We start from the raw sequence: 26700 nt of genomic DNA on the forward strand, positions 1-26700 counted from the left end.
GAACATATTTAGAAAATAAGGGTTAACCCGCGTTCAATGGTTGTGACGCGGCAGGCGGTCATGAACAAATCCAATCCAGCAGAGATCAGCAGGCAACTTATCGAGGGGATCACCACCGGCCGCTACGCGGTCGGGTCGCTGCTGCCCACCGAATTCGAGCTGTGCGAGCAGTACCAGGCCAGCCGCTACACCATCCGTGCGGTGCTGCAGGAGTTGCAGCAGCTGGGGCTGGTGTCGCGGCGCAAGAACGTGGGCACGCGGGTGGAATCGGCCAGGCCGCGGCCGGTGTTCCGGCCGTCGCTGGCGTCGGTGGATGACCTGGTGCAGTTCGGTGCGGAGCACCTGCGCGTGGTGCAGTCGGTCGAGGAGGTTGCCGTGCCGGCCGACGTCGCGGCGGAAATCGGCTGCGCGCCCGGTGCGCGTTGGCTGCGCATCTCCAGCCTGCGCATGGATGGCGGCAAGGACGGCACGCCGATGGCGTGGACCGATGTCTACGTGGATCCTGCCTATGCGGAGATCGGCGAGATGGTGCGGGAGTCGCCCGACACGCTGGTCAGCACGCTGATCGAGTCACGCTATGACCGGCAGATCGCCGAGATCTACCAGGATGTGCGCGCGGTTGCGGTCAGCGACCGGCCCGTTGCTGACGCGCTCAGGCTGGAGCCTGGCGCCGCGGCGCTGAAGATCGTGCGGCGCTATATGGATGCGGCGGGCGAGACGTTCGAAGTCTCGGTGACGGTGCATCCCGCGGACAGCTTTTCGGTATCGATGCGCTTGCAGCGCTCGGCCGGCTGATCAGGCCGCGGTTGCCGGGGCGCGGCCGGCAAATGCCGCCTACGGAGTGCGCGCCGCAGGTCGCGTGTCGCGCACCGTGGTCGGGGCGGGGTACACGTCGTCGCTGGACGTAATCGGCTGACGGGGTGGTGGCGGTGTCGCTGTGGTATCCCGCGGGACTCCCTCGCATCCCGCCAAGGCCGCGGCCAGAAGGGCGATGAGGGAGCACTCAGCTAAGCCGCAACGGAAGGCGTGACCGGTGCGGGGGAAGAGCGTGCGGTGTTGCATAAGCGGGCCCCAGGTGGCAATCCTGCCTCTAGCTTAGGCTACCGGCGCATAAGGGCCGGCGCGGGAGGCTGGTCAAATGTAGTGGCGACCTGGCGGGGGAGATCTTTAGAGGCGCTGCTAGTTAAGACATGAAGCCATGTGCCTGCAAACTCGCAACAAGCGGGGGTAGTGTGTAACGAATCTATAGGTAGTGGCGTATGCGCCATATTGGAGCCGGTGCAAGCAGGTAGAATCGCGCCTTCCGTGGCAATTGCAGCATTCCTATAACAATGAGCCCCCGTCCGTCGCGCCTGCCTTGCATCGACGCCCTGAAAGCGGTCAGCTCCCAGTTGATCGTGCTCCATCACCTGGCCTTCTATGGCCCGATGTCCGATACCGCGTATCGGCTGGCCCCGGGGCTGGTGGACTGGCTGTACGACTACGCCCGCATCGCCGTGCAGGTCTTCCTGGTGATCAGCGGCTTTCTCGCCGCGCGCAGCCTGGCGCCGCATGGCCGGCTGGAGATCCGCCAGCATCCGCTGCTGGTGCTGTGGCGGCGTTACCAGAAGCTGGTGGTGCCCTTTGCCGCGGCGCTGCTGCTCAGCATTGCCGGTGCCGCCCTGGCGCGCCATTGGATGGTGCATGACTCGATCCCCGCGTCGCCCGGCCTGCTGCAGTTCCTGGCGCACGTGACGCTGCTGCATAACGTGCTCGATGTCGATGCGCTCTCGGCCGGGGTCTGGTACGTGGCCATCGACCTGCAGCTGTTTGCGCTGCTGCTGGGCGCGTTGTGGGCCGCGCGCGCCGTGGCGGGCGGGAAAGCGCCGGCGGGTGCCGGGGCCAGCATCGGCATCGTGGCGCTGGTGGCGGTGGCGTCGCTGTTCTGGTTCAACCGCGATGCCGCGTGGGATATCTGGGCCGTGTACTTCTTCGGCGCCTATGGCATGGGGGCGCTGGCCTACTGGGCATCCAACCCCGGCCGCCCGGTGTTGCCGCTCCTGCTTATCGGCGCGGTGGCGCTGGCGGCGCTGGCCGTGGATTTCCGGCTGCGCATCGCGGTGGCGCTCGCCACTGCGCTGCTGCTGGCGGTGGCGCGCCGCGGCGGCTGGCTGGAGCGCTGGCCGCGGGCGCGCATGGTCGGCTTCTTCGGGCGCATTTCCTATTCGGTGTTCCTGGTTCACTTTCCGGTTTGCCTGCTGGTCAACGCGCTGGTGTCGAACCTGGCGCCGGGCCAGCCGGTGCTGAACGCGTTCGGCATGATTGCCGCGTGGGGGCTCAGCAATGTGGCCGGCGCGCTGTTCTATCGCTACATAGAGAGCGCCCAGCCGCTGGCGGCGCTGCGTGCGCTGCCGGGCAACGGTCGCGACCCCGCCGGCCGGCAAAGCGTGTAACGCTTGCAGGCATTGCCGCGCAGCGGTGGTACGGCTTGGCCCCGGACGGTGCCGTGCCAGCATGGCCGTGCGCGCCTTCTGTTGGTGCGTATGCACCCCCGATGTCACGCCGCCGGCACGCGATGCGTGCATGCCGCCCGCGCGGACTTGCGTTCGGCGCCACACACATCCCCGCAACACTCGCGTAAACGGGCATTGGGCGATGGCACAAAGGTTGCCTAGTATGGAATCGTAAACCTGACCATTTGGTCAGGATTCCATCGGGAACCGAGGGTGCCATGTCCGACCATATCGTCCTCACCTCGCACGCACGCCGCGACAAGCCGGCCGAGCCTATCCACTGGGGCGCCCCCACGGCGGCCGAGCGCGGGCCGGTCATCGCCAGCCTGGCGAATCCGGCGCAGCGCAATGTGATCGGCACTCACGCTGGCGCCTACGCCATCTACCGGGCCCTGGCGGTTGCCGCGGGCGCATTGCAGCGCGACCATCGCACCGACCTGACCGATACCGCGCCGGCGGAGGCCATCGGCCCGCATCCGCAGTGGGGCGACCCGGAGAAGATAGTTTCGCTGGATCCCTGGGGCCACCTGGTGTCCACCGTCTTTGCGGACCGCATCGCGGCCGGCGTGGATATCCGCCCGACCATCGCCGTCACCCGCGCGCATATCAACATGCCGGAACTGGTGTCGGCCATTGCGGCCGGCCGGCTCAAGCCCGACGGAGACATCCTCCATGCCAATGGCGACGTGCGCGTGACCAAGGCGGCGGTCGACCCGGTGTGGTACCTGCCCGGGCTGGCGGCCCGTTTCGGCATCAAGGAAAGCGTGCTGCGCCGCAGCCTGTTCGAGCAGACCGGCGGCATGTTCCCGGAACTGGTGACGCGGCCGGACCTGAAGGTGTTCCTGCCGCCCATCGGCGGCATGACGCTGTATTTCTTCGGTGACGTCAGCCAGCTTGGCAAGCCCGAGACCCGCGTGGCGTGCCGCGTGCACGATGAATGCAACGGATCGGATGTGTTTGGGTCAGACATCTGTACCTGCCGGCCTTATCTGGCACATGGCATCGAGGTGTGCATCGAGATGGCGCAGCAGGGCGGTGTCGGGCTGGTGGTTTACAACCGCAAGGAGGGCCGCGCGCTGGGCGAGGTGACCAAGTTCCTGGTCTACAACGCCCGCAAGCGGCAGGTGGGCGGCGACCGTGCCGAGACTTACTTTGCCCGCACTGAATGCGTGGCAGGCGTGCAGGACATGCGTTTCCAGGAACTGATGCCGGATGTGTTCCACTGGCTGGGCATCCGCCGCATCGACCGCTGGGCGTCGATGAGCAACATGAAGCATGGCGCGCTGGTGGCGCAGGGCATCGAGGTGGTCGAGCAGGTGGCCATCCCCGAGGCCCTGATCCCCGCCGACGCCCGTGTCGAGATCGATGCCAAGGTGGCCGCCGGCTACTTTACGCACTACACGCCGCCGGATGCGAACGAACTGGCCCTGGCGAAGGGCAGGGGGTTGAACGAATGACGATGTTTCCCGAGGATGGCAAGCCCGGCATGGAACGCCAGGGCACAGGTAACGAGATGCGGCCGGGTGCCGGTTGGCTGAGCCCGGTGCCGGAAGGGCATCCCGCTTCGGCGCTGCTGTGTGCCGAGGCGGTGCGCACGCATTGCGCGGCGGTTACCGAACACGTGGCCAGCGGCGCGTCCGAGCTTTTCACCTGGCATCCGGACCGCGTGCATGCCATTGCCGACTATGTCGCCAGCACCATCCGCCAGCGCTATCCGGACCTGCAGGTGCCGTACCACAGCCGCTGGCGCCATTTTGAAAGCGGCGCCGTCGACCAGCGCGCGAACCGCTGGCAGGTGCTGTGCGAGCGTGCCGCGCTGAGCGGCCCCGAGCATCGCGAGGAGCGCGCCCGCATCGGCATCGACCTGGTGATTCCAAGCGTACTGCTCGACGCCGGCGCCGGCCCTGACTGGCGTTACCGCGATCCGGCCAGCGACCTGGTGCTGACGCGCTCGGAAGGGCTGGGCGTGGCCAGCTTCGTCCTGTTCGCGCGCGGCGGCTTCTCGGCCGCGCCGGGCGATCCGCTGCGCGCGGACGCCGAGCGGCTGCAGCGCATCGATGCCGACAGCATCGCCCACGCCTTCCAGGTCGCGCAGCACAACCCGCTGGTGGGGCTGGAAGGCCGCGCCGGCCTGTTGCGCCGCCTCGGCGAGGTGATGGAGGCGACTCCGGCGCTGTTCGGCCGGCCAGCGCGGCTGGGCAACCTGTACGACTACCTGAAGGCGCATGCGGTCAACGGGCAGCTCGACGCCGGCTTCCTGCTGCGCACGCTGCTGGTCGGCCTGGGGCCGGTATGGCCGGGGCGGATCATTGTCGAAGGCGTGTCGCTGGGCGACTGCTGGCGGCATCCGGCCGCGCCGGGCGGGCTGGTGCCGTTCCACAAGCTCACGCAATGGCTGACCTATTCGCTGCTGGAGCCGCTGGAAGACGCCGGCCTGACCGTGACCGGGCTGGACGCGCTGACGGGCCTGCCCGAATACCGCAACGGCGGCCTGCTCTACGACTTCGAGCTGATGGTGCCGCGCGACCCCGGCTTTGCCGCCGTGCCGCATGCGGTGGATGAGCCCGTGATCGTCGAATGGCGCGCGCTGACGGTGACCGGCCTGGACCTGGTGGCCGACGGCGTGCGCCAGGCGCTTGGCTTGCAGGAAGAAAATTTCCCGCTGGCGCGCGTGCTGGAAGGCGGCACCTGGGCGGCGGGGCGCCGCATTGCCGCCAAGCGGCGCCAGGGTGGCGCGCCGCCGTTCGCCATCATCAGCGACGGCACGGTGTTCTAAGCACGTCGGCCGCCAGGCGGCCGACGTTGCTGGCAGGCATTGCATGTGAAACGTGGCATCAGGAGCGTCACCATGAACGACATGTCCGCTGTTCCCGCTGTTGACCCACTCGATGCCGATGCTGCCGGCGTGCCCGGCGTGCTGGTCGTCGACCATCCGCTGGTGCAGCACAAGGTCACCCTGGTGCGCAGCGAGGAGACCACCACCGACAACTTTCGCCGGCTGGTGCGCGAGATCAGCCAGTTGCTGACCTACGAAGCCACGCGCGACCTGGCCATGGAGACCATTGCCATCCGCACGCCGATCGCGCCGATGCAGTCGCGGGTGCTGTCCGGCAAGAAGCTGTGCCTGGTGTCGATCCTGCGCGCGGGCAACGGCTTTATCGACGGCATGCTGGAGCTGCTGCCGGCGGCGCGCGTCGGGCATATCGGCCTGTACCGCGACCCCGAGACACTGGAGCCGATCGAGTACTACTTCAAGATGCCGGAAGACATCCAGGAGCGCATGGTGATCGTGGTGGACCCGATGCTGGCCACCGGCAACTCGGCCATCGCCGCGCTGAACCGCCTGAAAGAGGCCGGCGTCACCACCATGAAGTACGTGTGCCTGATCGCCTCGCGCCCCGGGCTGCGCGCGCTGCGCGCGGCGCACCCTGAGGTCGGCATCGTCACCGCGGCCATCGACGACACGCTCAACGAGCACGGCTATATCGTGCCCGGGCTGGGCGACGCCGGCGACCGCCTCTACGGCACGCGCTGATGGACACGCCCGCCAGCGCCACGGCGCGGCGCCCGCTGCCCGCGTGCGATGCCCCGGGCGGGCGCATCCGGCAGGAGAACCAGGCCATGATCCTGCACGCGGCCGAGCATGTCTTTGCGCGCGCGGGCTTTGCCGGCGCCACCATGGCCGAGATCGCGGTGCGCGCCGGCGTGCCCAAGTCCAATCTGCATTACTACTTCCGCACCAAGCAGGCGCTGTACCGCGCCGTGCTGGCGCATACGCTGCAGCTGTGGCTGTCGGAGACCGACATCATCCGCGCCGAGCTGCCGCCACAGGTGGCTCTGGAACAATACATCCGCGCCAAGATGCGGCTGTCGGCCAGTCATCCGGATGCATCGCGCGTATTTGCCAACGAACTGCTGCACGGCGCGCATGAGATCGGCGAGGTCCTGCGGCAGGTGCTGCGCGAACTGGTGTCGCGCAAGGCCGCGGTGGTGCAACAGTGGATCGACCGCGGCGAGATGGCGCCGGTCGACCCGCAGCACCTGTTCTTCACGATCTGGGCGGCCACGCAGACCTATGCGGATTTCGAGTCGCAGGTATGCGCGGTGCTCGGCGTCAGCCAGCTGGAGCAGCAGGACTATGCGCAGGCCACCGAGCACCTGGTGGCGCTGCTGCTGCGCGGCTGCGGACTCGATCCCGAGCCCGCGGCGCCTGACCGGCGCGCATGACGCCTGGACCCGCGCACCGTGGCGCCGGAGCCGGCGCCGTGAGAACATCGCCGTGCCTCCTGCCTGAGAGAACTCCATGCTCGATCTGATCCTGCGGCATTGCAACCTGCCCGACGGGCGTACCGACATCGATATCGGAATTGCCGCAGGCCGTATCGCCGCGGTTGAGCCGGCCCTGGCCGCGCGCGCCGCCGAGGAGGTCGATGCGGCCGGCCAGCTGGTGACACCGCCGTTCGTCGATGCGCACTTCCATATGGACGCCACGCTGTCGTACGGGGTGCCGCGCGTGAACCAGTCAGGCACGCTGCTCGAAGGCATTGCGCTGTGGGGTGAGCTCAAGCCGATGCTGACGCAGGAGGCGCTGGTCGAGCGCGCACTGGCCTATTGCGACTGGGCGGTGGCGCGCGGGCTGCTGGCGATCCGCTCGCATGTGGACGTGTGCGATCCGCGGCTGCTGGCGGTGGAGGCGCTGCTGCACGTGCGCGAGCGCGTGCGCCCCTACCTGGACCTGCAGCTGGTGGCGTTCCCGCAGGACGGGGTGCTGCGCGCGCCCGGCGCGCTGGACAACCTGAAGCGCGCGCTGGACATGGGTGTCGACGTGGTCGGCGGCATCCCGCATTTCGAGCGCACCATGGCGCAGGGCGCCGAATCGGTGCGGCTGCTGTGCGAGCTGGCGGCGGACCGCGGCCTGCGCGTCGACATGCATTGCGACGAGAGCGACGACCCGCTGTCGCGCCATATCGAGACGCTGGCCAGCGAGTCCGTGCGGCTCGGCCTGCAGGGCAGGGTGGCGGGCTCGCACCTGACCTCGATGCATTCCATGGACAACTACTACGTGTCCAAGCTGATCCCGCTGATGCGTGAGGCCGGCGTGGCGGCGATCGCCAATCCGCTGATCAACATCACGCTGCAGGGGCGGCACGATACCTATCCCCGACGCCGCGGCATGACGCGCGTGCCGGAGTTGCTGGCGGCCGGCGTGCCGGTGGCGTTCGGCCACGATTGCGTGATGGATCCGTGGTACAGCCTGGGCTCCGGCGACATGCTGGAAGTGGCGCACATGGGGCTGCATGTCGCGCAGATGACCGGGCAGGAGGCCATGCGCGCCTGCTTCGCCGCGGTGACCGCCACGCCCGCGCAGATCCTGGGGCTGGACGGCTACGGCGTGGCGCCTGGCTGCCGCGCCGACCTGGTGCTGCTGCAGGCGCGCGACCCGGTGGAGGCGATCCGCCTGCGCGCCACGCGGCTGCGGGTGCTGCGTGCCGGCAAGACCATCGCCAGCACGCCCCCGGCGATGGCCGCGCTGGACCTGCCTGGCCGGCCGGCGCAGGTGGACTTCCTGCGGCGCGGCGGCCGGCAATAGGGAGCACAAATTTTTTGCGTCAGGGTGTTGACAGTCCCTGTCGCGCTCGGCATAATTTCCTTGTTCGCATCGCAGCAGCAATGCAGCGAAACGAAGCCCAGATGGCGGAATTGGTAGACGCACTAGGTTCAGGTCCTAGCGGTGGCAACACTGTGGAGGTTCGAGTCCTCTTCTGGGCACCAATATTTAGAAAGGCTCGCGCAAGCGAGCCTTTCTTCGTTTCAGCCCGGAAAGGGAAGTCCTTGAGGACTTCCCGCGAGGACGAGAAAAGGCAACGCTTGCAAGCGTTGCCCGGGGTCGCGCCTGGGCGACCGGGTCCTCTTCTGGGCGCCAATATTCGGAAAGGCTCGCGCAAGCGAGCCTTTCTTCGTTTCAGCCGGCGTAGGTGACCGAGTCCTTGCCGGGCACCGGCCCCGGATATCAGGAAGAAACCCGCAGCGATGCGGGTTTTTTTCGTCCATCGTTCCCATGCTGGTTCCGGGGCCGGCCTGGTTCAGCCGGTTGTCACCCCTTCCTCGCGCTGTGCCTCGCGCACGCAATTGCGCCCTTCGGCCTTGGCGCGGTACATGGCAGCGTCGGCCGCGCCGAACAGCCGCTGCCAGTGACGCTCGCCGCCGCGTCCGATGGCCACGCCGAAGCTGGCGGTGACGCGCAGTGGGGTGCTGCCGGAAAGGTAGACCGGGCGGGACGCGACTTCCGCGCGCAGGGTTTCGGCCAGCGCGGCGGCCTCGCCCGGCCTGTCGTGCGGCAGTAGCAGCGCGAACTCCTCGCCGCCGAAGCGTGCCAGCACGCCTTCGGGCGGCACCAGCGCGCGCATCATCGCAGCGAGGTCGCGCAGCACCTGGTCGCCGGCGGCATGGCCGTGGCGGTCGTTGATCTGCTTGAAGCGGTCCACGTCGATCAGCACCAGGCTGGCGCAGTCGTGTGCCGCGTACTGCGCGGCCACCAGCTCCAGCGCGCGCCGGTTCAGCAGCCCGGTCAGGCTGTCGGTGCGCGCCTGGTGTTCCAGTTGCGCGGTCAGCGAGGCGCGCTCGCGCAGCTTGCGGCGCAGGATCTCGATGGCATCGAACAGGCGCCGCATCTCCGCCGCGGGCTTGGTGGACGCCGCTGGCGCAGCGTAGTGCGGGTGGCCGCGCGCCTCGGCCAGGCCGATCACCTCGTCGCCGGCGCGCAGCAGCGGCAGGAACACCGAGCGCTGCATGAACACCAGCACGTAGCCCAGCACGGCAAGGATCAGTGCCGACGTGCCGCACGCGGCCGTCAGTTCGCGCAGCGCCTGTGCGCGCGTTGCCGTGAAATGCGCGACCACCTCATCCAGGAAGACGCTGCGCAGCCGCTCCAGCGGCTCCAGCGTGCGCACATAGCGGTTGGTCAGCTCCGTCGGCGTCATCGAGTAATGGCCCGACACGCGGCCCTGCGCAATCAGGCTGTCGATCATGGCCAGGCCCTGGCCGAAGAACTGGTGGCCGGCGTCGGCGTATGCCTGCTCCAGCGCGGGCACGGCGCCGAACATGTTGTACGCCGGCCCCGCCAGCTGCCATAGCTCCAGCAGCCGACCGCGCGAGCGCGTGGCATCCACCAGGCTCTGCACCGGCATCGGCTGGCGCGCCGCCACGGGCGCCATGATCTGCGAGGCGATGCGCCCGCCATACTCGCGCAGGTCGCCCAGCATCCTACCGGTCAGCGCCGGCGCCGCCAGGCCGTCGTCGCAGGCGGAGAGCTCGCGCACCTGCCAGGCGAGGGCTGGCTGCAGTGCGTCCACGACTTCGAACATGCTTTCGATGGCGTGGCGGATCTCGTCCATGTCGCGGTCCTGGCGCGGGCGCCCGGCGAGTTCGTCGATCTCGGCCCGCGCCCGCGCCAGGCGTTCGCGCACGCGCTCGACCATCAGCGGCGGCAGGTGGTGGTGGTGCAGGCCGAAGGGTGCCGGCGGCGGCGCGGCCAGGCGCGCCAGCGCGGCGTCGCTGCGGGCGCGGAAGGCTTGCAGGCGTTCGCGCGCGGCGGTGTGGGGCGAGGGTGGCTCTCCCAGCACGCTGTTGGCTGGTCCGCGTTCCGCGGACAGGACGTTGGCGGCCTCCAGCAGCTCGCGGTACGCCGAGATGTCATACAGGTTCTGCCGGGCCGAGGTGAAGTCGCCATACGAGCGGGCCATCACCAGGGCGGCGAGCACCAGGGTGCAGAGCCCGCCGACCGCCGTGGCGATCGCCAGCTTGCGCTTCAGGCTGCGGCTGCGTCCGGCCGGCGGCGCCATGCCCCCGGGCTCGGACTCACGCCGGCGCGCACGTCGCCACAAGGCCATAAGGTTTGCTCCCGGCGGCAGCATGCCGGGCTATGTCTGCAAGATTTGTCATTGCCGCCATTATTGACGAAAAGGCGCAGAGGCCCGGCCAAATTTGCTGGCCGACAGCGTCGCACGGGGCGCGCGCGGCCGAACACTCCCCGCTAACGCTGGCAGGGCATTTGACCTATGCTCAAACTCATCGGGCAGGCACATATAACGTCCGAAGGTGGTTGCCATGACTACGGTCTTGTCATCGAGAGAAAGGGAGGCGGGGACTTGCCCCGGGTGGCACGCACGTGCCGCGCACCCCGGCATGGTCCTGCATCACCTGCAGTACAGCGTCATCCTGGCCATGCTGATGTGTGCACTGGCCCATGCAGAGGACGCCGTTCCGGAAAGTCATGGCGTCTCCGGGTGGGACCCGCCGCTGCAGGCGCAACCCGGGCAGCCCGCCATGGCCGATGTGCCTGATCTGCTGGTTGCCGACACTGCTTCTCCTGCCTGGTCGGCCACGCCCGCCGAGCCCGTCACCGTCGAGTATGCCGCGCTGTCGCCGTCGTCCCCATCCGCGTTAACGCTTGCCACGGGCGCCGGGCCCGATGACGATGCTCCCGGCCTTGCCGCGGTGGACCATGAAACTGCCGCCATGGAGCGCCCGCGCCGGATGTCGCTGCACCTGGACGACATCACCACCGCAGGCGGTTTTTCCGACAGTCGCATGCGCACCATGGCGCTGGCGGTCGATGCCGTGGTGCCGCGCGCAGGCGGGCTGACCATCCAGCCGCGCTTGCAGCTGGCCTACCAGCCTGGCATGTCTCCCGTCTCCGGCATTCCGATGGAAGCCATGCCCGGCGATGCCAGCGCCGCCGGTATCGGCGTGCGCCTGTACGGCGCGCAGCCGACGCGGCTGGCCGGCATCTATCCCTTCGTCGAGGCAGACTGGTGGCAGGACAGCCGCAAGCAGGTCATCAACATCAATGGCACCAAGATCGATGCCGACCTGCTGCGCGGGCTGTTCTCCTTCAACATCGGCGCGCATGGCAATACGTCGACCGGCATGAAGCTGTGGTTCAAGGTGAGGGCAGGGCGCAACCCGGGCGGAACGGTCGGGGCGCGCTATCGGTGGTAGGGGTGGTAACAGGGAGGGCGGCGCCAAATGCGAGCGCCGCAATGAAAAAAGGGCTTCCGGAAACGGAAGCCCTTTTTCTTTCTGCATAGGTGGCGCGGCTGGCAGGATTCGAACCCACGACCCCTTGGTTCGTAGCCAAGTACTCTATCCAACTGAGCTACAGCCGCACACGAGAGGCGCCATTGTAGCGCAATTTCTGGATTGCGCAAGCCCCCCGCCAAAAAACTTCAACTGGCCCCGATGCTCACGGCAGTGCTACGCCGTGGCTTCCGACCAGATGCCGTCCGCTTCCTGCGCCTTGCCGTCATCGCGCAGCTTGAGCAGGTGCGCCAGCAGCGAGCGCTGCGCAACCGGATGCATGCGCGGCGGCACATCGTCGTAGACGCGCAGGACCAGCTCGCTGACCGGTGCTGGGCCCAGTTCGCGCAGCGCGGCAGCGACCTTGGCCTCGCGCTGCAGCCGGTGCCGGACCAGGATGCGGATGGCGTCCTGCGGCCGCGCGATCAGGAAGCCATGCCCCGGCGCCAGCCAGTCGAGGTCTTCGTCCTGCAGCGCGGCGAGCGAGTCCAGGTAGGCGCGCATGTCGCCATCGGGCGGGCCGATGACGACGGTCGAGCCCTGCATCACGTGGTCGCCGGTGAAGAGGGTCTTTTCTTCTTCCAGCAGGTAGCAGAGGTGGTTCGAGGCGTGGCCCGGCGTGTGGCACACGCGCAGGGTGCAGTCCTCGGTGATGGCAAGGCGCTCGCCGTGGTCCAGTTCGCGCTGTGGTTCGAAGCTGGCGTCCTGCCACTGGCCGGCTGGCGCGGCACGCCCGAGCACCGTGGCGCCGGTGGCGGCCTGCAGCGCGGCGGCCGCGGGCGAGTGGTCCAGGTGGGTATGCGTGGCGAGGATCCAGCGGATCGGGCCGGGTGCGGCAGCAAGGATGGCGCGCACGTGCTCGCCATCGTCCGGGCCCGGATCGATCACGGCCCATTCATTGCGCGCGCCGCCGCCTACCAGGTAGGTGTTGGTGCCCGGGCCGGTCATCACGCTGCCGTTGTTGGCGGTCACGCGCCAGACGCGCTCGGACAGCCGTACCGGAACGCCCGGTGCCAGCTCATAACGGCCGTGCGTGTTGCCGTCGGGATCGATGCGGCCGATCTCGGCGTAGCACGGCTCGTTGGGCATCACCGGGCGCACGCCGGCCGCGCCGGTGGCCAGCCGCGGCATGATGCAGGCAATGCCGCGCAACTGCGAGTAATAAGCGAAGCAGGCCGCGGCGCTCTCAAACTGTGCGATCGAGCTCAGCGTGCGGCGCGTGACGTGCATCAGCGCCAGGCCGCTGGCGGGATCGGCGGCCTCGCCGGGACGGATCCAGCGGTGTTCCACGATCTCGGTGCCGTCGGGCACGGCCACCTGGCCTTCGGGGGCGATGGCGACAAAGAAGCGCGTATCGAAACGCTTGGGCAGGCCGGGCGGCGTCAGCCAGTAGCTGTGATAGGCGAGCCGGTCGGCCGCCAGGCGCAGGCCCAGTTGCTCGCAAGCGTGAGCCAGGCCGGGGCCGCCGCGCTGCACTGCCTCGCGCAGCAGCGCCTGCCGGGCGGCGTCGAGCTGGTGCGGCGACTGCAGGCGCCCGTCACGGTCGCAGGCAAACAGCAGGCCGGCCTCTTCATAGCATTCGCGCAAGGCGGCCAGGTAGAAGTCCAGGCCGTTGGCCGGCAGGCCCAGGCGTTCGCTGGCTACGGCGTCGTCCAGGCCGTGGGCATGCGCATGCAGGGCCTTGTCCTGCGCGTCGAGCGTGCCGCCGGGGAAAACGTAGGCGCCGCTGCTGCGGTCGTTAGCGCGTTCGACGCGGCGTACCAGCAGCACTTCCATGCCGGCCGGCGCATCGCGCACGACGAGCAGGCTGGCGGCGGTGCGCAGCAGGGGGGCAGGGGTGGCAGTGCGGTTGCCGCTTGTCTCTGTGGTTGTCATTGTGTCGGCATCATGGTTGTGCTGGCGGCGCGCAACTGGCCGGAACTTGGGGGCGCTGCCGCGAGCCATAGTTTAGCCGCGTTCAAAGATTCGCTATCGCCGGGGATTGCCCCGGGCTGCCGGGGCGCGCCGGCTTTGGCTTTTCCGGCCGGAGGCAGTAACCTGATAGCTCCGCTTCACTTTTCGGGGTGCTGTTGCCGGCGCCCTGCTTTGGAGGAGGTCCGCGTGATCCGAGCTTCTTGCCTGTGCCTGCCGCTGGTGTGCCTGCTGGCCGCCTGCGAAACGCCGCCGCAGATGGCACCGCGCCCTGTGCCCTCCGCCACCACCCGCATCACCGTCGATCCACAAGCCGCATCCAGGGCCGCGTCCAGGGCCTGCGAGCCGGCCGTGGCGGAAGCCCTCAAGCGCCGCTACCCGCAGCCCGGCAGCGTGATGCTGATGGCCGACCGCGAGCAGTACTACGTGCGCCCCAATGCACAGACCTCGGTCAATGGCGAAGGTGTGTTCGAGCCTGACGACAGTTCGTCGGCGATCAGCTTCCACTATGCCTGCCTGTACAACGCGCGCACGGGCAAGGTCGACGATGTGCAGATGCGGTATTGATCCTGCCGATCGGCCGCATCGCGGGACGCCTGCGCTGAAAATGCCGGGCGGAAAATCCCATAATTATTGCGCGAAACGAATGTAATCGCGCTTCCCCATTTCCTTGACCTACCGGTCGACCGGCCATTAGCATAGCCACGCATATTCACGGAGTTCGCATATAGAACTGGAGTTCTAATGGCGTAACTTTGGCTGAAACTGGAGACAAGGAAACTATGAGCAAGATCGCCGGGTTCTTCACCGAACTCATGCGCCGGTACCTGCCGGATCCCTTTGTATTTGCCATCGGCCTGACCTTGCTGACGATGGCGCTGGCGGTGACGGTGCAAGGACAGGCAGCCCCGGCCGTGATCGTCAGCTGGGGCAAGGGGTTCTGGAACCTGCTGGCATTCACCACGCAGATTGCGGTGATCCTGGCGATGGGCTATGTGCTGGCCACCGCGCCGTTCACCGACCGCATGCTCGACCGCATCGTCGGCGCGGTGCACTCGCCGCGCACCGCGGTGATCGTCGCCACGCTGGTGGGCGGCATCGGCAGCTACCTGAACTGGGGCTTCGGGCTGGTGATCGGCGGCATCATCGCCAGGAAGCTGGCGCTGAAGGTCCGTGGCGTGCATTACCCGCTGATCATCGCGGCCGCGTACAGCGGCTTCACCCTGTACGGGCTGGGCCTGTCGGCCAGCATCCCGGTGCTGATCTCCACCCCGGGCCACCCGATGGAAAAGCTGATGGGCGTGATCCCGCTGTCTGAAACCATTTTCTCCATGCCGATGCTGTTGACCAGCCTGGCGGTGATCGTCACGCTGCCGCTGCTCAATGCCTGGCTGCATCCGCGCAACCCGGCCGATGTGGTGGAGATCCGCCGCCATCAGGAACCCGCCAAGGCCGAGACCGGCTCGGCCCACAGCATGGGCGGCGAGAACACCCTGGCCGCGCGCCTGAACCACAGCCGCATCCTGAGCCTGGCTATCGGCCTGTGCGGCATGGCCTACGCGGTCATCTACTTCACGCAGGGGGGCTCGCTCGACCTGAACCTGATCAACTTCCTGATCCTGTTCGCGGGCGTGCTGCTGCTGGGCACGCCGGTCAATTACGTGGCCAAGCTGAACGAAGGCATCAAGACCATTTCCGGCATCATCCTGCAGTATCCGTTCTATGCAGGCATCATGGCGATCATGGCCGGCTCGGGGCTGGTGGATACCATCTCGCGCGTGTTCGTGGAGATCGCCACGCCGCAGACGCTGCCGTTCTGGGGGCTGCTCAGCTCGTTCGTGATCAACTTCTTCGCGCCCTCGGGCGGTGGCCACTGGATGATCCAGGGCCCGTTCATGGTCGATGCGGCCAAGGCCATCAACAGCTCGGTCAGCCAGACCTCGATGTCGGTGATGCTCGGCAATGCCTGGAACGACCTGGTGCAGCCGTTCTGGATATTGCCGGCGCTGGCGCTGTCCAAGCTGAACCTGAAGGACGTGATGGGCTACACCGTGATCATGATGTTCTGGGTGGGCCTGATCTACATTGCCGCGCTGCTGCTGTGGGGCGCGCAGATTGCCTGACTTTCACCCGCGGCCAGCGTGCTGCTGACAGGAGGATTGCCATGCCGTACCTGATCGAAACCGTCGACAAGCCCAATCACCAGCACGTGCGCCAGGCCACCCGCGCCAGCCACCTGGATTACCTGGAAGCCAACAAGGCGCTGCTGCTGGCCTGCGGCGCCAAGCTCAATGACGATGGCTCGGACGCCGGCGGCGGCATCTATATCGTCGATGTCGACACCCGCGACGCGGCACAGCAATTCATCGACGCCGATCCGTTCACCGGGGCGGGCCTGTTTGCCGAGGTGCGCATCGTGCGCTGGCGCAAGGCCTATCTCGACGGCGTGCGCCATCTTTGACGAGGCGGCCCGCGCTGCCTCCATCCCACCGTACCCCCAGACAAGGAGACACCATGTTGTTCATGGCCGAAATGACCGTCAAGATTCCCGCATCGCTCGATCCGCAGCTGGTCGAGCAGCTCAAGGCCGACGAGAAGGCCATGTCGCAGCGCCTGCAGCGCGAAGGCAAGTGGCGCCACCTGTGGCGCGTGGTGGGCCAGTACGCCAACGTCAGCATCTTCGATGTCAGCGACAACGACGAACTGCACACGCTGCTGACCACGCTGCCGCTGTACCCGTACATGGAGATCAAGGTCACGCCGCTGGCGCAACACGGTTCGGCCATCGCGCCGAACTGAGCGCCTGCCACCCAGCCCCCTGATTCTGAGCCAAACGCCATGCCATACGCCGACCTCGCCAACGTCCGACTGCATTACCGCCTCGATGGCGCCGAGCACCTGCCGGTGCTGGTGCTGTCCAATTCGCTGGGCACCAGCTTCAGCATGTGGGAGCCGCAGGTGGCGGCCTTCAGCAAGCACTTCCGCGTGCTGCGCTATGACACGCGCGGCCATGGCGAGTCGTCGGTGCCGGCGGGGCCGTACAGCATCGCGCAACTCGGCTGCGACGTGATCGCGCTGCTCGATCACCTTGGCATCGGCGAGGCCAGTTTCTGCGGCTTGTCGATGGGTGGCATCATCGGCATGTGGCTGGCCCTGAACCATGGCCCGCGCCTGCGGAAGCTGGTGCTGTGCAATACCGCCGCCTATATCGGCCCGCCGGAGAACTGGACCAACCGCGCCGCGGCGGTCGAGCGCGACGGCGTGGCATCGATCGCCGCCGCGGTGGTCGACAAATGGCTCACCCCGCCGTATGCGGCCGCGCATCCCGGGCTGGTGGCATCGCTGCGCGCCATGCTCGGTGCCAGCCCGGCCGCGGGCTATGCGGCCAACTGCCTGGCCGTGCGCGATGCCGACCTGCGCGCGGAAATCGAAATGATCGCCACGCCGACGCTGGTCATCGCCGGCTCGGGCGACCTGCCCACGCCGCCGCGCGATGGCGTGTTCCTGGCCCAGACGATCCCGGGCGCCCACTATGTCGAGCTGGAGGCCGCACATATCTCCAACCTGGAGCAGGCCGAGGCATTCAGCAAGGTGGTGCTGGATTTCCTGACGCGCTGAGGCTTGAGGGAGGGAAAAGCTCCTCGCTGCAGCCATGCGTGCGGCTTTCATCGCCCTTATAGTGCTTTATGATTCACCCCTGACCGATGCCGCCGGCGTTCGGTGCGCTTGCCCTCGCTTCCCGACTTCATGGGAATTGACAGGTCACCGGCGTGCGGGACAAGATGCGCACGGAATAGATGCGCCTTCGGGGAGACATGCCGGCAGTCATAGCCGCAACGCCCGAAAAGCCGCAAAAACATTGGGAAAACGGGGTCATGAAGCCTTCCTTTCGACAATTGGCGAGCGCGGTCACGCTCGCCGTCATGCTGTCCGGCTGTGTGTCAGCGCCGGATCACGGGGCCAGCCCGGCAGTCGCCGAGCAACCGCCGTCCGACCAGGCCATGAAGGCCTTGTCCGCCGAGGTCTTCACCTTCGCCTATCCGATGGTGCTGATGGACGTGACGCGCGAGCTGATGACGCTGCGCACGCCGGTCAATACCTTCAGCCACAAGCGCACCTTCCCGGACGCAAGCTTCACCGACGTGGTCAGCCCCAACGCCGACACGCTGTATTCGTCGGCCTGGCTCGACCTGTCCAGGGAGCCGGTCATCCTGTCGGTGCCCGATACGCAAGGGCGCTACTACCTGATGCCGCTGATGGATGCGTGGACCAATGTGTTCGCGTCGCCGGGCAAGCGCACCACCGGCACCCGCCGCGGCAATTTCGTCATCACTGGGCCTGAATGGCGCGGCACGCTGCCCAAGGGCATGCAGGAGATCCGCTCGCCCACGTCGATGGTCTGGCTGATCGGCCGCACGCAGACCAATGGCAAGCAAGACTTCCCGGCGGTGCACCGGCTGCAGGACCAGTACCGGCTGACGCCGTTGTCGGCCTGGGGTGGCGGGCGGCGCGTGCCCGACAAGGCTGCGCCGCGGCCCACGGCCATCGACACTGAAAGCGCCCCCGTGGAGCAGGTGGCGGCAATGGATGCACAGGCCTTCTTCACGCGCTTTGCCGCCTTGCTGCCGGCCAATCCGCCGGCGCCCGCCGATGCCGCCATGGTCGACAAGCTCCGCCGCATGGGCATCACTCCCGGGGTGCCGTTCAAGACCACGGTGATGGAGCCCTCCACCGCGCGCGCGGTGCAGGAGGGCGCCACCGCGGCGCTGGCGGCCATCGCGCAGGGCGCGCGCAAGGGCAATGCCGATGCCGGCAACGGCTGGGTCATGCATCGCGACCTGGGCACCTATGGCACCAGCTACGGCCGCCGCGCGGTGACCGCCTGGGTGGGCCTGGGCGCCAACCTGCCCGAGGATGCGATCTACGCCTCCACCCGCACGGACGCCAACGGCAAGCCGCTGCAGGGCGGGGCAAGCTATGTGCTGCATTTCGACAAGGACCAGTTGCCGCCGGCACGCGCGTTCTGGTCGCTGACGCTGTACAACGACCGGCAGGCGTTCATTCCCAACCCGATCCAGCGCTACGCCGTGGGCAGCCGCGACCGACTGCGCTACAACCGCGACGGCTCGCTCGATATCTATATCCAGCATGAGCGCCCGGCCGGCGCCAAGGCAGCGAACTGGCTGCCGGCGCCGCCCGATGGCCTGAACATGATGCTGCGCGCGTACTGGCCGGAGCAGGTGCTGCTGGACGGCAACTGGATGCCGCCGGCGGTGATGCGGGTGAACTGACGAGGCCGCCATCAAGGACAAAGGCCGCATGCCTGCGAGGGCATGCGGCCTTTGTCTTTTCCTGCCGGCGCAAGGCTCAGAAGTTGTAGCGCACCCCGGCGTAGAAGGCCCGCCCGCTGCCCGGATAGAACACCGGGGTATTGGCGCCGCGATCGCCGGCCACGTTGACGTACTGTCGCGCATCGTTGTTGCCGCCAAAGAGATAGCCTTATACGCATGCGGTTATACACAATTGTCCCCATCATCGACGACTCGTAATCCTCGCAAAGTCTTCGCAGCGACATGAACTTCTTTCAGGCCAAGCCAAATCGTCTTCACGCCGGGCTCCCCATCGCTCTTCCGGCCGAGGAAGCCGCCAAGGCGTGCAATCAGGCGAAGCACTTCATTCAGCGTTGGCTTAGCAGGCTGTTTGACACGGGTCAGCAGATAGGCGCCGCGTATTTCATCCGGGTCGAAGAACAAGTCAGCGTCCAGGTCCGGGCAAGTGCGTCCGAGCCGCATCAGATGCGCTATGCGCCAAGCGACGACCATGAACAGTGCCAAAGCGCGCTCAAGGCGTTCTATCGCCGACAACTGGAGCGCTTCAACGCGACAGGCGTTCTTCAGGATGTTGAACAGCGTCTCTATCTCCCAGCGCGCGCGGTACCAGTCAATAAGCTCAATCGCATCGTCCAGACTAGCTGCGCTGCGATTTGTCAGGAGGCGCCACTCGATTGGCTTGACGCCGGCAGGCGCATCAAACTCGCGTGCGACGATGCTCGTCGCCGCGACCGTCTTGCCCTTACCTGCTGGCAGATCAACCCGTTGCACCCAGAGTTGCTGACGCACGGTGCGGGCCTTGACGCCATGGCGCGATCCCATCGTGAAAGCGATCTCGCCAATAGGCTTGCCGCTGATGGTGCGCTGCCACAGCTTCTCGCCATCCGGCAGGCAGCGATTGTGGGCCGCACGTATGAGCCAGTCGGCGGGCGTACCGAGTTCTTGAGCATGCAGCATCAACGCCATCAAGTCGGCTTCGCGGTCTGCGACATAGACCAAGCGCGTGCTGGGGAGCTCCAGGGCCATTTCAGCGATGCGCTCGTAACCTTCAATCCAACGCAAGCTTTCCTTTGGCCCACCGCGTTTGCCGAATTTATCCCGCTTCTCACGCGCCCACATCCACGCGTCCAGCACACCAAGCGGTTCGCGTTGCGGCGTGACGGCGTAGGTCGGATGGAGATACATACCCCGCTGCGCCTCATAGCTCAGCGGCCCCAGACCGATAGCCCCTTGACCGTTAAAATCAAGTTCCGTCGTATCCTGAAGACACAGCACGACGGGTTCAGCCCCCATTCTCTGCCGGGTCTGCTGCCAGTGCGGCGCCAGAATATCGCGCCAGTCAACGCTGTCGTTGCCAAAGAAGCGATACGCTCCCATGGTCTCGCTCCAGCCGTGGCAAGCCTTCGGTACGCTGGCCATCGGATCGGCCGCAAATCGCTCCATCAACATCCTCGCTCGCTTGTCGAGGCGCGCATCACCGAGATCCAGGTGGGCAAACTCAGTCGCTGCCCAGTGTGTCGATTCAATCGTCAACGCGTCACCCAAAATGCGACAGTAAACGCGAGACTTAGAGAGTTTACAAGGGGCGCTTCAACTCGTTGAAAGTAAACGCTTTTCCCGGGCGCTCTGGTCGCTTTGGAAGGTCAGAGATGTGTAAAACCGCATGCCTTATACGGGCACATCGGCGCCCCCGTTTCATGCCTCTCCCAAGGCGGGGCGCCGGTGCTCTGAGTACAGACAGACAGCCGGCAAGGATACGAAGCCGATGGCAGCGCCGCCATGCGGCACAGCGCCGCACGGGGCGCATGCCGCACCTGCGCTGCGCCGGCTCAGTGGGCGTGCGTGGCGCAGGCCGTGCAGGCGCCGCTGGCGTGGGGCACTGCCGCGGCGGCGGCTGCAGGCTTGCTGACGCGCTTCCAGGTCGTTGCGCCCCGCGCCGACAGCTGCGCGCGCAGCGCGCGGGCCGCGCTGACCATATTGGCCAGCGCTGCTTCGGTCTCTTCCCAGCCGCGCGTCTTCAGGCCGCAGTCCGGGTTGACCCACAGCCGCTGCGGCGGCACCACCTCGCAGGCGCGGTCCAGCAGCCGCTCCATGGCCTGCACCGACGGCACCCGCGGCGAGTGGATGTCGTAGACGCCCGGCCCGATCTCGTTCGGGTAGTCGAAGTCGCCGAAGCCTTCCAGCAGTTCCATCGCCGAGCGCGAGGTCTCGATGGTGATCACGTCCGCGTCCATGGCCGCGATGGCGGGCAGGATGTCATTGAACTCGGCATAGCACATATGGGTGTGGATCTGGGTCTGGTCCTGCACGCCGCTGGCCGACAGCCGGAAGGCCGTGACGGCCCAGTCCAGGTAGGCATCCCAGTCGGCGCGGCGCAGCGGTAGGCCTTCGCGCAGCGCGGGCTCGTCGATCTGGATCACGCGGATGCCGGCCTGCTCCAGGTCGCACACTTCGTCGCGGATGGCCAGGGCGAGCTGGCGCGCGGTGGTGGCACGCGGCTGGTCGTCGCGCACGAAGGACCACTGCAGCATGGTGATGGGGCCGGTGAGCATGCCCTTCATCGGCCGCTCGGTCAGCGATTGCGCATAGCGGGCGGTATCGACCGTCATCGGCTCGGGCCGGTACACATCGCCGTAGATCACCGGCGGCTTGACGCAGCGCGAGCCATAGCTCTGTACCCAGCCGTTCTCGGTAAAGCCGTAACCGCACAGCTGCTCGCCGAAGTACTCGACCATGTCGTTGCGCTCGGCTTCGCCGTGCACCAGCACGTCCAGCCCCAGTGCTTCCTGCTTGCGCACGGCCACGGCGATCTCGGCGCGGATGCGTTCCAGGTATTCGAGCGCGCCGATCTCGCCGCGCTTGAAGGCGGCGCGGGTCTGGCGGATAGCGGCGGTCTGCGGGAACGAGCCGATCGTGGTGGTCGGCAACAGCGGCAACTGCAACGCCTGGCGCTGGCGCTCGATGCGCTCGGCAAAGGGGCTGGCGCGGTCGGCCATCCCGGCGCTCACGGCTGCCAGCCGCTGCTGCACACGCGGGTTGACCACCCGGCGCGAGGCGCGGCGCGAGGCCTGCGCGGCGTCGGATGCTGCCAGCGCTGCGGCGACGGCGGCGTCGCCCTCGTTCAATGCGCGGGCCAGCACGGACAGCTCGTCGAGCTTTTCGGTGGCGAAGGCGAGCCACGACTTCAGCTCGGCATCGAGGCGCACTTCATGCGCGAGCGTGACCGGCACATGCAGCAGCGAGCACGACGGTGCCAGCCACAGGCGCTCGCCCAGCGCGGCCTGCACCGGGCGCAGCGTATCCAGCACCCGGCGCAAGTCGGTGCGCCAGATATTGCGGCCGTCGATCACGCCCAGCGACAGCACGGCGTGCGCTGGCAGCGCGGCCTGCCACGTTGCCAGCTGTTCTGGCGCACGCACCAGGTCGATATGGAAGCCATCAACCGGCAGGGCGGCGGCGCGCTGCGCATGGTCGGCGGCGGTGTCGAAATAGGTGGCCAGCAGCAGCTTGGGGCCGGCTTCGCGCAAGGCAGCGTAGGCGGTGTCGAACGCGTCGAGCCAGGCCGGCTCCAGGTCCAGGCACAACGCCGGTTCGTCGATCTGCACCCACTCGATGCCGCGCGCCTTGAGCTGGCCAAGGATGCGGCGATAGCCCTGCAGCAGTTGCGGCAGCAGCGTCAGGCGGTCAAAGCCTGCCACATGGCTCTTGGACAGCCACAGGTAGGTGACCGGCCCGATCAGCACCGGGCGGGCGCGCAGACCAAGCGCCAGCGCCTCATCGGCTTCCTCGAAGAACCATGCCGGGCCGCCGTCGAAGGTGGTCTCGCCGTCCAGTTCCGGGACCAGGTAGTGGTAGTTGGTGTCGAACCACTTGGTCATTTCCATGGCCGGCTGCTCGCGGTTGCCGCGCGCCAGCTCGAAGTACTGCGTCAGCGTGAGCTGTGCCGGATCGAAGCCGAAGCGGCGCGGCAGCGCGCCCAGCAGCGCGGTCAGGCTCAGCATCTGGTCGTAGTAGGCAAAGTCGCCGGTGGCCACCGTGTCCAGGCCGCGGTCGGCCTGCAGCTGCCAGTGGCGGCGGCGCAGTTGCGCGGCTACGTCGCGCAGCTCGGCTTCGGTGCGGTCGCCGCGCCAGAACGCTTCTTGCGCAAATTTCAGTTCGCGGCGTTCGCCGATGCGGGGAAAGCCGAGGATATGGGTGCGTGCCACGGATGTTGTTCCGGAAGATGTCTGGCGCACAGTGTCGGTTTGCCCGTAAAATGAATCAAGCGACAAGTTTTAAACAATGTATGAATGGATTTCATATCAAGATGGGCGGTTGGCACGTTAGGGGCACGGCATGATCGAAGTCCGCCATTTGCGCTCGCTGGTGGCGATTGCCGAGTCCGGCAAGCTGGCCACCGCGGCCGAGCGCGTGCATGTCAGCCAGTCAGCGCTGTCGCACCAGATCAAGGCGATCGAATCGCACTACGGGCTGCCGCTGTTCGACCGCACGCGCCAGGGGCTGCGCTTCACGCCCGCGGGCGAACGCCTGCTGGCGCTGGCGCGCGAGGTGCTGGCCGCGGTCAGCGCGGCCGACCGCGATATTGAACGGCTCAAGGGCGACACCCGCGGCGAGCTGCGCGTGGTGCTGGAATGCCATACCTGCTTCGACTGGCTGATGCCGGTGATGGACGAGTTCCGCCGCCGCTGGCCGGAAGTGGAGGTGGACCTGGTGGCGGGCTTCCACGCTGACCCGATCGCGCTGCTCAGCGATGGCCGCGCCGACATGGTGATCGGCTCGCTGCCGGCGGCCCGGCGCGGCCTGGAGGTCGCGCCGCTGTTCCGCTTCGAGATCCTGGCGGTCATCGCCAATGAACACCGGCTGCGCAACAAGCGCCGCATTGAAGCCGGCGACCTGGCCGGCGAAACGCTGATTACTTATCCGGTGCCCGAGCAGCGCATCGACCTGATCCGCGAGGTGCTGGAGCCCGCGGGCATCCACCTGGAACGGCGCACGGCGGAACTGACGGTGGCGGTGCTGCAGCTGGTAGCCAGCCGCCGCGGCGTGGCGGCGCTGCCCAACTGGGGCGTGAAGAACTATGTCGACCACGACTACGTGCTGGCCAAGCGCATCGGCGCCAGAGGGTTGTGGAGCGAGCTCTACGCCACGGTGCCGGCGGCGATGGCGCGCCGGCCCTATGTGGCGGACTTTGTCTCGATCGTGCGCGATACGTGCGCGGCGCAGCTCGATGGAATCGAGCTGCTGCCGCAGGCTGCTTAGAAGCCGTTTCAGAATGAAAAAGGGGCCCGGCAGCAGCCTTCCCTTCGGGTTCAAGCCAGGCGCGGCGCATGCGTTGTTACGCGCCTTGACCTTGGAATGACCAAGGCCGGCGGCCCGCGCCTAGCCTGCGCGCGCCTGGCTTGAACGCGTCCCCTTTTTCATTCTGAAACGGGTTCTTGGGCCCGGGTCACGCGGACAGGGCCAGGGCCGGCTCGCTGTCGGTACGGTGCGTGGCGGCGCGCGGGGCCGGGTCGGCCACGGCGTCGCTGTCCGGGTCATCCACGTCGGCAAACAGCAGTTCCACGTCGAATCCATTGTCGAGGCGGCGCAGGAACAGCCACAGCAGGCCGGCATCCTCCGCCGTCAGGGTGGCATGCAGCACAGCCTGCCGCGCGGCGTCGAAGCTGAGTTGCGCCGGCGCCAGGCCGGTACGGCGCGCATTGGCCAGCACCCATTCCATGGCGCCGAACAGGTCGGCGCTTTCGAGTCGCAGCGAGAGGCGCAGGCTGGGGAGGGTGGTGGCTGGCATGTGTCGTTTCCGGCAAGTCGTTCGATAAGGTGAATTTACCAGCCGTTGCTCAAAATTGGCTTCTTTATTTTCTCATGTATGGCTTGTCTTGGAGAGCAAACATCCATTTATGGCAGAATTTAAGGATGTTTCTTTTCTTGTGAGCTATTGCGATGGCACAGCCGCCCAAACTTGACGACACCGACCGGCGCATCCTGCGTGAACTGCGGCGCGATGGCCGCCTGTCCAATGCGCGGCTGGCCGAGCAGGTCGGCCTGTCGGCCACGCCCTGCTGGAACCGCGTGCGCGCGCTGGAAGAATGCGGGGTGATCGAAGGCTACGCCGCGCTGCTGAACCAGAAGGCGCTGGGTTTGCCCGATACCGTGCTGATCGAGGTCACGCTCGAGCGGCATGATGACGACATGCTGTACCGCTTCGGCAAGGCCCTGGCGGAACTGCCTGAGGTGATGGAGGCCCACTTGCTGACGGGCGAATATGACTACCTGATCAAGGTCGCGGTGGCGGGGACCCTGGGCTATGAGGAGTTCCTGCGGCACAAGCTCTACAAGCTGCCTGGCCTGCGCCACAGCCGCTCGACCTTTGTGCTGCGCACGCTCAAGCGTGAGCCTTCGGTCGAGCCCTGATCAGGCTGTCCTGAGCACCTCGGCGGTGGTGTTGCGCAGCGCGCGCAGGGCTTCGTGGCATTGCTGCGGCGTGGTCGGGTGTACCAGCAGCGCCCAGCGGCCATGCTGCACGGCTTCACGCACCGGCGGAATCACCAGTTGATGGTCCGGCCGAGCGGTCATCAGCCCCGCCAGCAGCATGCCGAACACCAAGCCCAGGAAGATAGCCGCCCCGGCGGCGAGGCCCGGGCTGTCCATGACGGCCTCGACCTCCTGCCGGTGCAGAATGCCGACAATGGCCAGCCCGATCACCACGCCCAGCGCTCCCATCATCAGGTGCGAATGCACCGCGGTGCGCGCGATGGCGTCGTTCTCGGGCTCCAGCTTGCGGCCGAAGTGCGCTTCGTATGGATGCACCAGCCGTACCTGCCGGTGCCTGAGGCGGGCCACATGGCAGACCCGTTCGGCGGCGTCGCTGGCTGCCGACCTGGTATCGAACAGTGCTGCGATCTTGGTACTGGCTTGCTCAGCGTTCAAGGGATTACCGTTCATGCCTGCTCCTGCTGGTGCCGGGCCGCCCTCAGGTGATGCACAATGCGCTTCGGATGCCTGGAACGGCTCCGGCGATGTCCTGTAAACCGAGTCTACCGACCCGCCTGAAGCGGCTGCATAAGTGGATCGCGCGTACTGCTGTAGGACTTTGCCGACGGCCGCCCCGTCCCGCCACGGCGGGGAATCCGAGCGCGAAGGCGCAATTCCGCTCATAATGTCGACGGTGCCGGGCCGCGCCCCCGCCTTTTGACCACGAATTCCGGTATGAATGACACAGAAATTGAGCTGATCGACTCGGCGCGCCTGCCGACGCGATTCGGCGACTTTACGGCGCACGCCTTCAAGGGCGCCGATTCAGGCATCGAACACCTGGCCCTCAGCGTGGGCGATGTGACGGGCGATGACGTCCTGATCCGCATGCATTCCGAATGCCTGACCGGCGACGTCTTCGGTTCCTGCCGGTGCGACTGCGGCCCGCAGCTCGAGCTCGCGATGGAAAAGATCGCCGCCGAAGGCCGCGGCATCCTGCTGTACCTGCGCGGGCATGAAGGCCGCGGCATTGGCCTGGCCGAGAAGATCCGCGCCTACCGCCTGCAAGACGGCGGGCTCGACACGGTTGACGCCAACCTGGCCCTGGGCCAGGAGATCGACGCGCGCAACTACGCCTTCGCCGCCGACCTGCTGCACCAGTGGGGCGTCAGGTCCGTGCGCCTGATGAGCAACAATCCGCTCAAGGCAGCCGCGCTCGAGAAGGCCGGCATCACCGTCACCGAGCAACTGCGCCACATCGTGCCGTCCAACGCCGAGAACGAGAAGTACCTGGCCACCAAGCGCACGCGCATGGGGCACCTGCTTGACTGATCGCGGTTGAGCGCTGAAGGCAGCCGCCGCGCTGCCTGGACAGGCCCGCTGCCAGGAATCCTGGGGCGGGCCTTTTCTTTTGCCCG

At 67.2% G+C, this 26700-nt stretch carries 23 protein-coding genes and 2 tRNA genes; 18 read left to right on the forward strand and 7 right to left on the reverse strand.

What is annotated here, in order from left to right; all coding sequences use genetic code 11:
* The first annotated feature begins 60 nt into the window (after positions 1-60).
* From RS901_RS26460 to RS901_RS26495, 8 genes are all read left to right on the forward strand, one after another.
* Positions 61-795 carry a GntR family transcriptional regulator gene (locus tag RS901_RS26460; RefSeq protein WP_316157098.1) on the forward strand — a complete coding sequence of 245 codons (735 nt, stop codon included), beginning with the start codon at positions 61-63 and terminating at the stop codon, positions 793-795.
* A gap of 536 nt (positions 796-1331) precedes the next feature.
* Positions 1332-2432, forward strand: a complete 1101-nt coding sequence (locus tag RS901_RS26465; RefSeq protein WP_316157100.1) for an acyltransferase family protein — start codon at positions 1332-1334, stop codon at positions 2430-2432.
* A gap of 278 nt (positions 2433-2710) precedes the next feature.
* Positions 2711-3949 (forward strand): GTP cyclohydrolase II, encoded by a 1239-nt coding sequence (locus RS901_RS26470; protein ID WP_013953242.1) that lies wholly within the window; start codon positions 2711-2713, stop codon positions 3947-3949.
* Positions 3946-5268 carry a URC4/urg3 family protein gene (locus RS901_RS26475; protein ID WP_316157101.1) on the forward strand — a complete coding sequence of 441 codons (1323 nt, stop codon included), beginning with the start codon at positions 3946-3948 and terminating at the stop codon, positions 5266-5268. The genes RS901_RS26470 and RS901_RS26475 overlap by 4 nt, the downstream gene beginning before the upstream one ends.
* Positions 5269-5340: 72 nt before the next feature.
* On the forward strand, positions 5341-6027 hold the full coding sequence (upp, locus tag RS901_RS26480; protein WP_410054223.1) for a uracil phosphoribosyltransferase: 687 nt from the start codon (positions 5341-5343) through the stop codon (positions 6025-6027).
* Positions 6027-6719: a TetR/AcrR family transcriptional regulator gene (locus RS901_RS26485; protein ID WP_316157102.1), complete on the forward strand. Its 693-nt coding sequence runs from the start codon at positions 6027-6029 to the stop codon at positions 6717-6719. Before upp ends, RS901_RS26485 begins: the two co-directional genes overlap by 1 nt.
* 76 nt (positions 6720-6795) lie before the next feature.
* Complete coding sequence (locus tag RS901_RS26490) at positions 6796-8082, forward strand: amidohydrolase family protein (RefSeq protein ID WP_316157103.1); 1287 nt, start codon at positions 6796-6798, stop codon at positions 8080-8082.
* A gap of 95 nt (positions 8083-8177) precedes the next feature.
* Positions 8178-8264: transfer RNA gene (locus tag RS901_RS26495), tRNA-Leu, on the forward strand.
* 311 nt (positions 8265-8575) lie between these two features.
* Here the strand turns inward: RS901_RS26495 and RS901_RS26500 are convergent.
* Positions 8576-10381, reverse strand: a complete 1806-nt coding sequence (locus RS901_RS26500; RefSeq protein ID WP_316157104.1) for a GGDEF domain-containing protein — start codon at positions 10379-10381, stop codon at positions 8576-8578.
* Positions 10382-10598: 217 nt separating this feature from the next.
* Between RS901_RS26500 and RS901_RS26505 the strand changes: the two genes are divergently transcribed.
* Positions 10599-11492, forward strand: coding sequence for a hydrolase (locus RS901_RS26505; protein ID WP_316157105.1), 894 nt, complete (start codon positions 10599-10601; stop codon positions 11490-11492).
* 90 nt (positions 11493-11582) lie between these two features.
* On the opposite strand, the gene RS901_RS26510 is transcribed toward RS901_RS26505, so the two are convergent.
* A tRNA-Arg gene (locus tag RS901_RS26510) sits at positions 11583-11659 on the reverse strand.
* A gap of 88 nt (positions 11660-11747) precedes the next feature.
* A complete protein-coding gene (locus RS901_RS26515; RefSeq protein ID WP_316157106.1) occupies positions 11748-13445 on the reverse strand; it encodes an MBL fold metallo-hydrolase in 1698 nt (565 codons plus the stop codon).
* Positions 13446-13670: 225 nt separating this feature from the next.
* On the opposite strand from RS901_RS26515, the gene RS901_RS26520 reads away from it, so the two are divergent.
* The 6 genes from RS901_RS26520 to RS901_RS26545 all read left to right on the forward strand — a co-directional run bounded on the left by RS901_RS26520 (position 13671) and on the right by RS901_RS26545 (position 18772).
* Entirely contained in the window at positions 13671-14048 is a 378-nt protein-coding gene (locus RS901_RS26520) for a short-chain fatty acid transporter (protein ID WP_316157107.1), read from the forward strand.
* Positions 14049-14263: 215 nt separating this feature from the next.
* Positions 14264-15604 carry a short-chain fatty acid transporter gene (locus tag RS901_RS26525; protein ID WP_316157109.1) on the forward strand — a complete coding sequence of 447 codons (1341 nt, stop codon included), beginning with the start codon at positions 14264-14266 and terminating at the stop codon, positions 15602-15604.
* A 41-nt stretch (positions 15605-15645) separates the two neighbouring features.
* Positions 15646-15942: a YciI family protein gene (locus tag RS901_RS26530; RefSeq protein ID WP_316157110.1), complete on the forward strand. Its 297-nt coding sequence runs from the start codon at positions 15646-15648 to the stop codon at positions 15940-15942.
* A gap of 53 nt (positions 15943-15995) precedes the next feature.
* Positions 15996-16280, forward strand: a complete 285-nt coding sequence (gene catC / locus RS901_RS26535) for a muconolactone Delta-isomerase (RefSeq protein ID WP_316157111.1) — start codon at positions 15996-15998, stop codon at positions 16278-16280.
* Positions 16281-16319: 39 nt separating this feature from the next.
* Positions 16320-17099, forward strand: a complete 780-nt coding sequence (gene pcaD / locus RS901_RS26540) for a 3-oxoadipate enol-lactonase (protein WP_316157112.1) — start codon at positions 16320-16322, stop codon at positions 17097-17099.
* A 257-nt stretch (positions 17100-17356) separates the two neighbouring features.
* Entirely contained in the window at positions 17357-18772 is a 1416-nt protein-coding gene (locus RS901_RS26545) for a DUF1254 domain-containing protein (protein WP_316157113.1), read from the forward strand.
* 222 nt (positions 18773-18994) lie between these two features.
* Here the strand turns inward: RS901_RS26545 and RS901_RS26550 are convergent, their stop codons facing one another.
* Positions 18995-20344: an IS4 family transposase gene (locus RS901_RS26550; protein WP_425476451.1), complete on the reverse strand. Its 1350-nt coding sequence runs from the start codon at positions 20342-20344 to the stop codon at positions 18995-18997.
* Positions 20345-20640: 296 nt separating this feature from the next.
* Positions 20641-23016, reverse strand: coding sequence for a 5-methyltetrahydropteroyltriglutamate--homocysteine S-methyltransferase (gene metE / locus RS901_RS26555; protein WP_316157114.1), 2376 nt, complete (start codon positions 23014-23016; stop codon positions 20641-20643).
* Between the two features lie 130 nt (positions 23017-23146).
* Between metE and RS901_RS26560 the strand changes: the two genes are divergently transcribed.
* Entirely contained in the window at positions 23147-24070 is a 924-nt protein-coding gene (locus tag RS901_RS26560; protein ID WP_316157116.1) for a LysR family transcriptional regulator, read from the forward strand.
* A 187-nt stretch (positions 24071-24257) separates the two neighbouring features.
* Here the strand turns inward: RS901_RS26560 and RS901_RS26565 are convergent, their stop codons facing one another.
* Complete coding sequence (locus tag RS901_RS26565) at positions 24258-24599, reverse strand: AsnC family transcriptional regulator (RefSeq protein WP_316157118.1); 342 nt, start codon at positions 24597-24599, stop codon at positions 24258-24260.
* 152 nt (positions 24600-24751) lie between these two features.
* On the opposite strand from RS901_RS26565, the gene RS901_RS26570 reads away from it, so the two are divergent.
* Positions 24752-25222 (forward strand): Lrp/AsnC family transcriptional regulator, encoded by a 471-nt coding sequence (locus RS901_RS26570; protein WP_316157119.1) that lies wholly within the window; start codon positions 24752-24754, stop codon positions 25220-25222.
* Here the strand turns inward: RS901_RS26570 and RS901_RS26575 are convergent, their stop codons facing one another.
* Positions 25223-25753, reverse strand: a complete 531-nt coding sequence (locus RS901_RS26575) for a riboflavin biosynthesis protein RibA (protein ID WP_316157120.1) — start codon at positions 25751-25753, stop codon at positions 25223-25225.
* 264 nt (positions 25754-26017) lie between these two features.
* On the opposite strand from RS901_RS26575, the gene ribA reads away from it, so the two are divergent.
* The gene (gene ribA / locus RS901_RS26580) at positions 26018-26614 is read left to right on the forward strand and encodes a GTP cyclohydrolase II (RefSeq protein ID WP_316157122.1); all 597 of its coding nucleotides are present in this window, start codon (positions 26018-26020) and stop codon (positions 26612-26614) included.
* Positions 26615-26700: the final 86 nt, after the last annotated feature.

The organism is Cupriavidus sp. BIC8F, from assembly GCF_032465815.1.
Lineage (GTDB): Bacteria > Pseudomonadota > Gammaproteobacteria > Burkholderiales > Burkholderiaceae > Cupriavidus > Cupriavidus necator.

Excerpts from the sequence above, each read along its gene's own strand:
- RS901_RS26460 (WP_316157098.1), top strand. The coding sequence starts at position 61 with ATGAACAAATCCAATCCAGCAGAGATCAGCAGGCAACTTATCGAGGGG.
- RS901_RS26465 (WP_316157100.1), top strand. The coding sequence starts at position 1,332 with ATGAGCCCCCGTCCGTCGCGCCTGCCTTGCATCGACGCCCTGAAAGCG.
- RS901_RS26470 (WP_013953242.1), top strand. The coding sequence starts at position 2,711 with ATGTCCGACCATATCGTCCTCACCTCGCACGCACGCCGCGACAAGCCG.
- RS901_RS26475 (WP_316157101.1), top strand. The coding sequence starts at position 3,946 with ATGACGATGTTTCCCGAGGATGGCAAGCCCGGCATGGAACGCCAGGGC.
- upp (WP_410054223.1), top strand. The coding sequence starts at position 5,341 with ATGAACGACATGTCCGCTGTTCCCGCTGTTGACCCACTCGATGCCGAT.
- RS901_RS26485 (WP_316157102.1), top strand. The coding sequence starts at position 6,027 with ATGGACACGCCCGCCAGCGCCACGGCGCGGCGCCCGCTGCCCGCGTGC.
- RS901_RS26490 (WP_316157103.1), top strand. The coding sequence starts at position 6,796 with ATGCTCGATCTGATCCTGCGGCATTGCAACCTGCCCGACGGGCGTACC.
- RS901_RS26500 (WP_316157104.1), bottom strand. The coding sequence starts at position 10,381 with ATGGCCTTGTGGCGACGTGCGCGCCGGCGTGAGTCCGAGCCCGGGGGC.
- RS901_RS26505 (WP_316157105.1), top strand. The coding sequence starts at position 10,599 with ATGACTACGGTCTTGTCATCGAGAGAAAGGGAGGCGGGGACTTGCCCC.
- RS901_RS26515 (WP_316157106.1), bottom strand. The coding sequence starts at position 13,445 with ATGACAACCACAGAGACAAGCGGCAACCGCACTGCCACCCCTGCCCCC.
- RS901_RS26525 (WP_316157109.1), top strand. The coding sequence starts at position 14,264 with ATGAGCAAGATCGCCGGGTTCTTCACCGAACTCATGCGCCGGTACCTG.
- RS901_RS26530 (WP_316157110.1), top strand. The coding sequence starts at position 15,646 with ATGCCGTACCTGATCGAAACCGTCGACAAGCCCAATCACCAGCACGTG.
- catC (WP_316157111.1), top strand. The coding sequence starts at position 15,996 with ATGTTGTTCATGGCCGAAATGACCGTCAAGATTCCCGCATCGCTCGAT.
- pcaD (WP_316157112.1), top strand. The coding sequence starts at position 16,320 with ATGCCATACGCCGACCTCGCCAACGTCCGACTGCATTACCGCCTCGAT.
- RS901_RS26545 (WP_316157113.1), top strand. The coding sequence starts at position 17,357 with ATGAAGCCTTCCTTTCGACAATTGGCGAGCGCGGTCACGCTCGCCGTC.
- RS901_RS26560 (WP_316157116.1), top strand. The coding sequence starts at position 23,147 with ATGATCGAAGTCCGCCATTTGCGCTCGCTGGTGGCGATTGCCGAGTCC.
- RS901_RS26565 (WP_316157118.1), bottom strand. The coding sequence starts at position 24,599 with ATGCCAGCCACCACCCTCCCCAGCCTGCGCCTCTCGCTGCGACTCGAA.
- RS901_RS26570 (WP_316157119.1), top strand. The coding sequence starts at position 24,752 with ATGGCACAGCCGCCCAAACTTGACGACACCGACCGGCGCATCCTGCGT.
- RS901_RS26575 (WP_316157120.1), bottom strand. The coding sequence starts at position 25,753 with ATGAACGGTAATCCCTTGAACGCTGAGCAAGCCAGTACCAAGATCGCA.
- ribA (WP_316157122.1), top strand. The coding sequence starts at position 26,018 with ATGAATGACACAGAAATTGAGCTGATCGACTCGGCGCGCCTGCCGACG.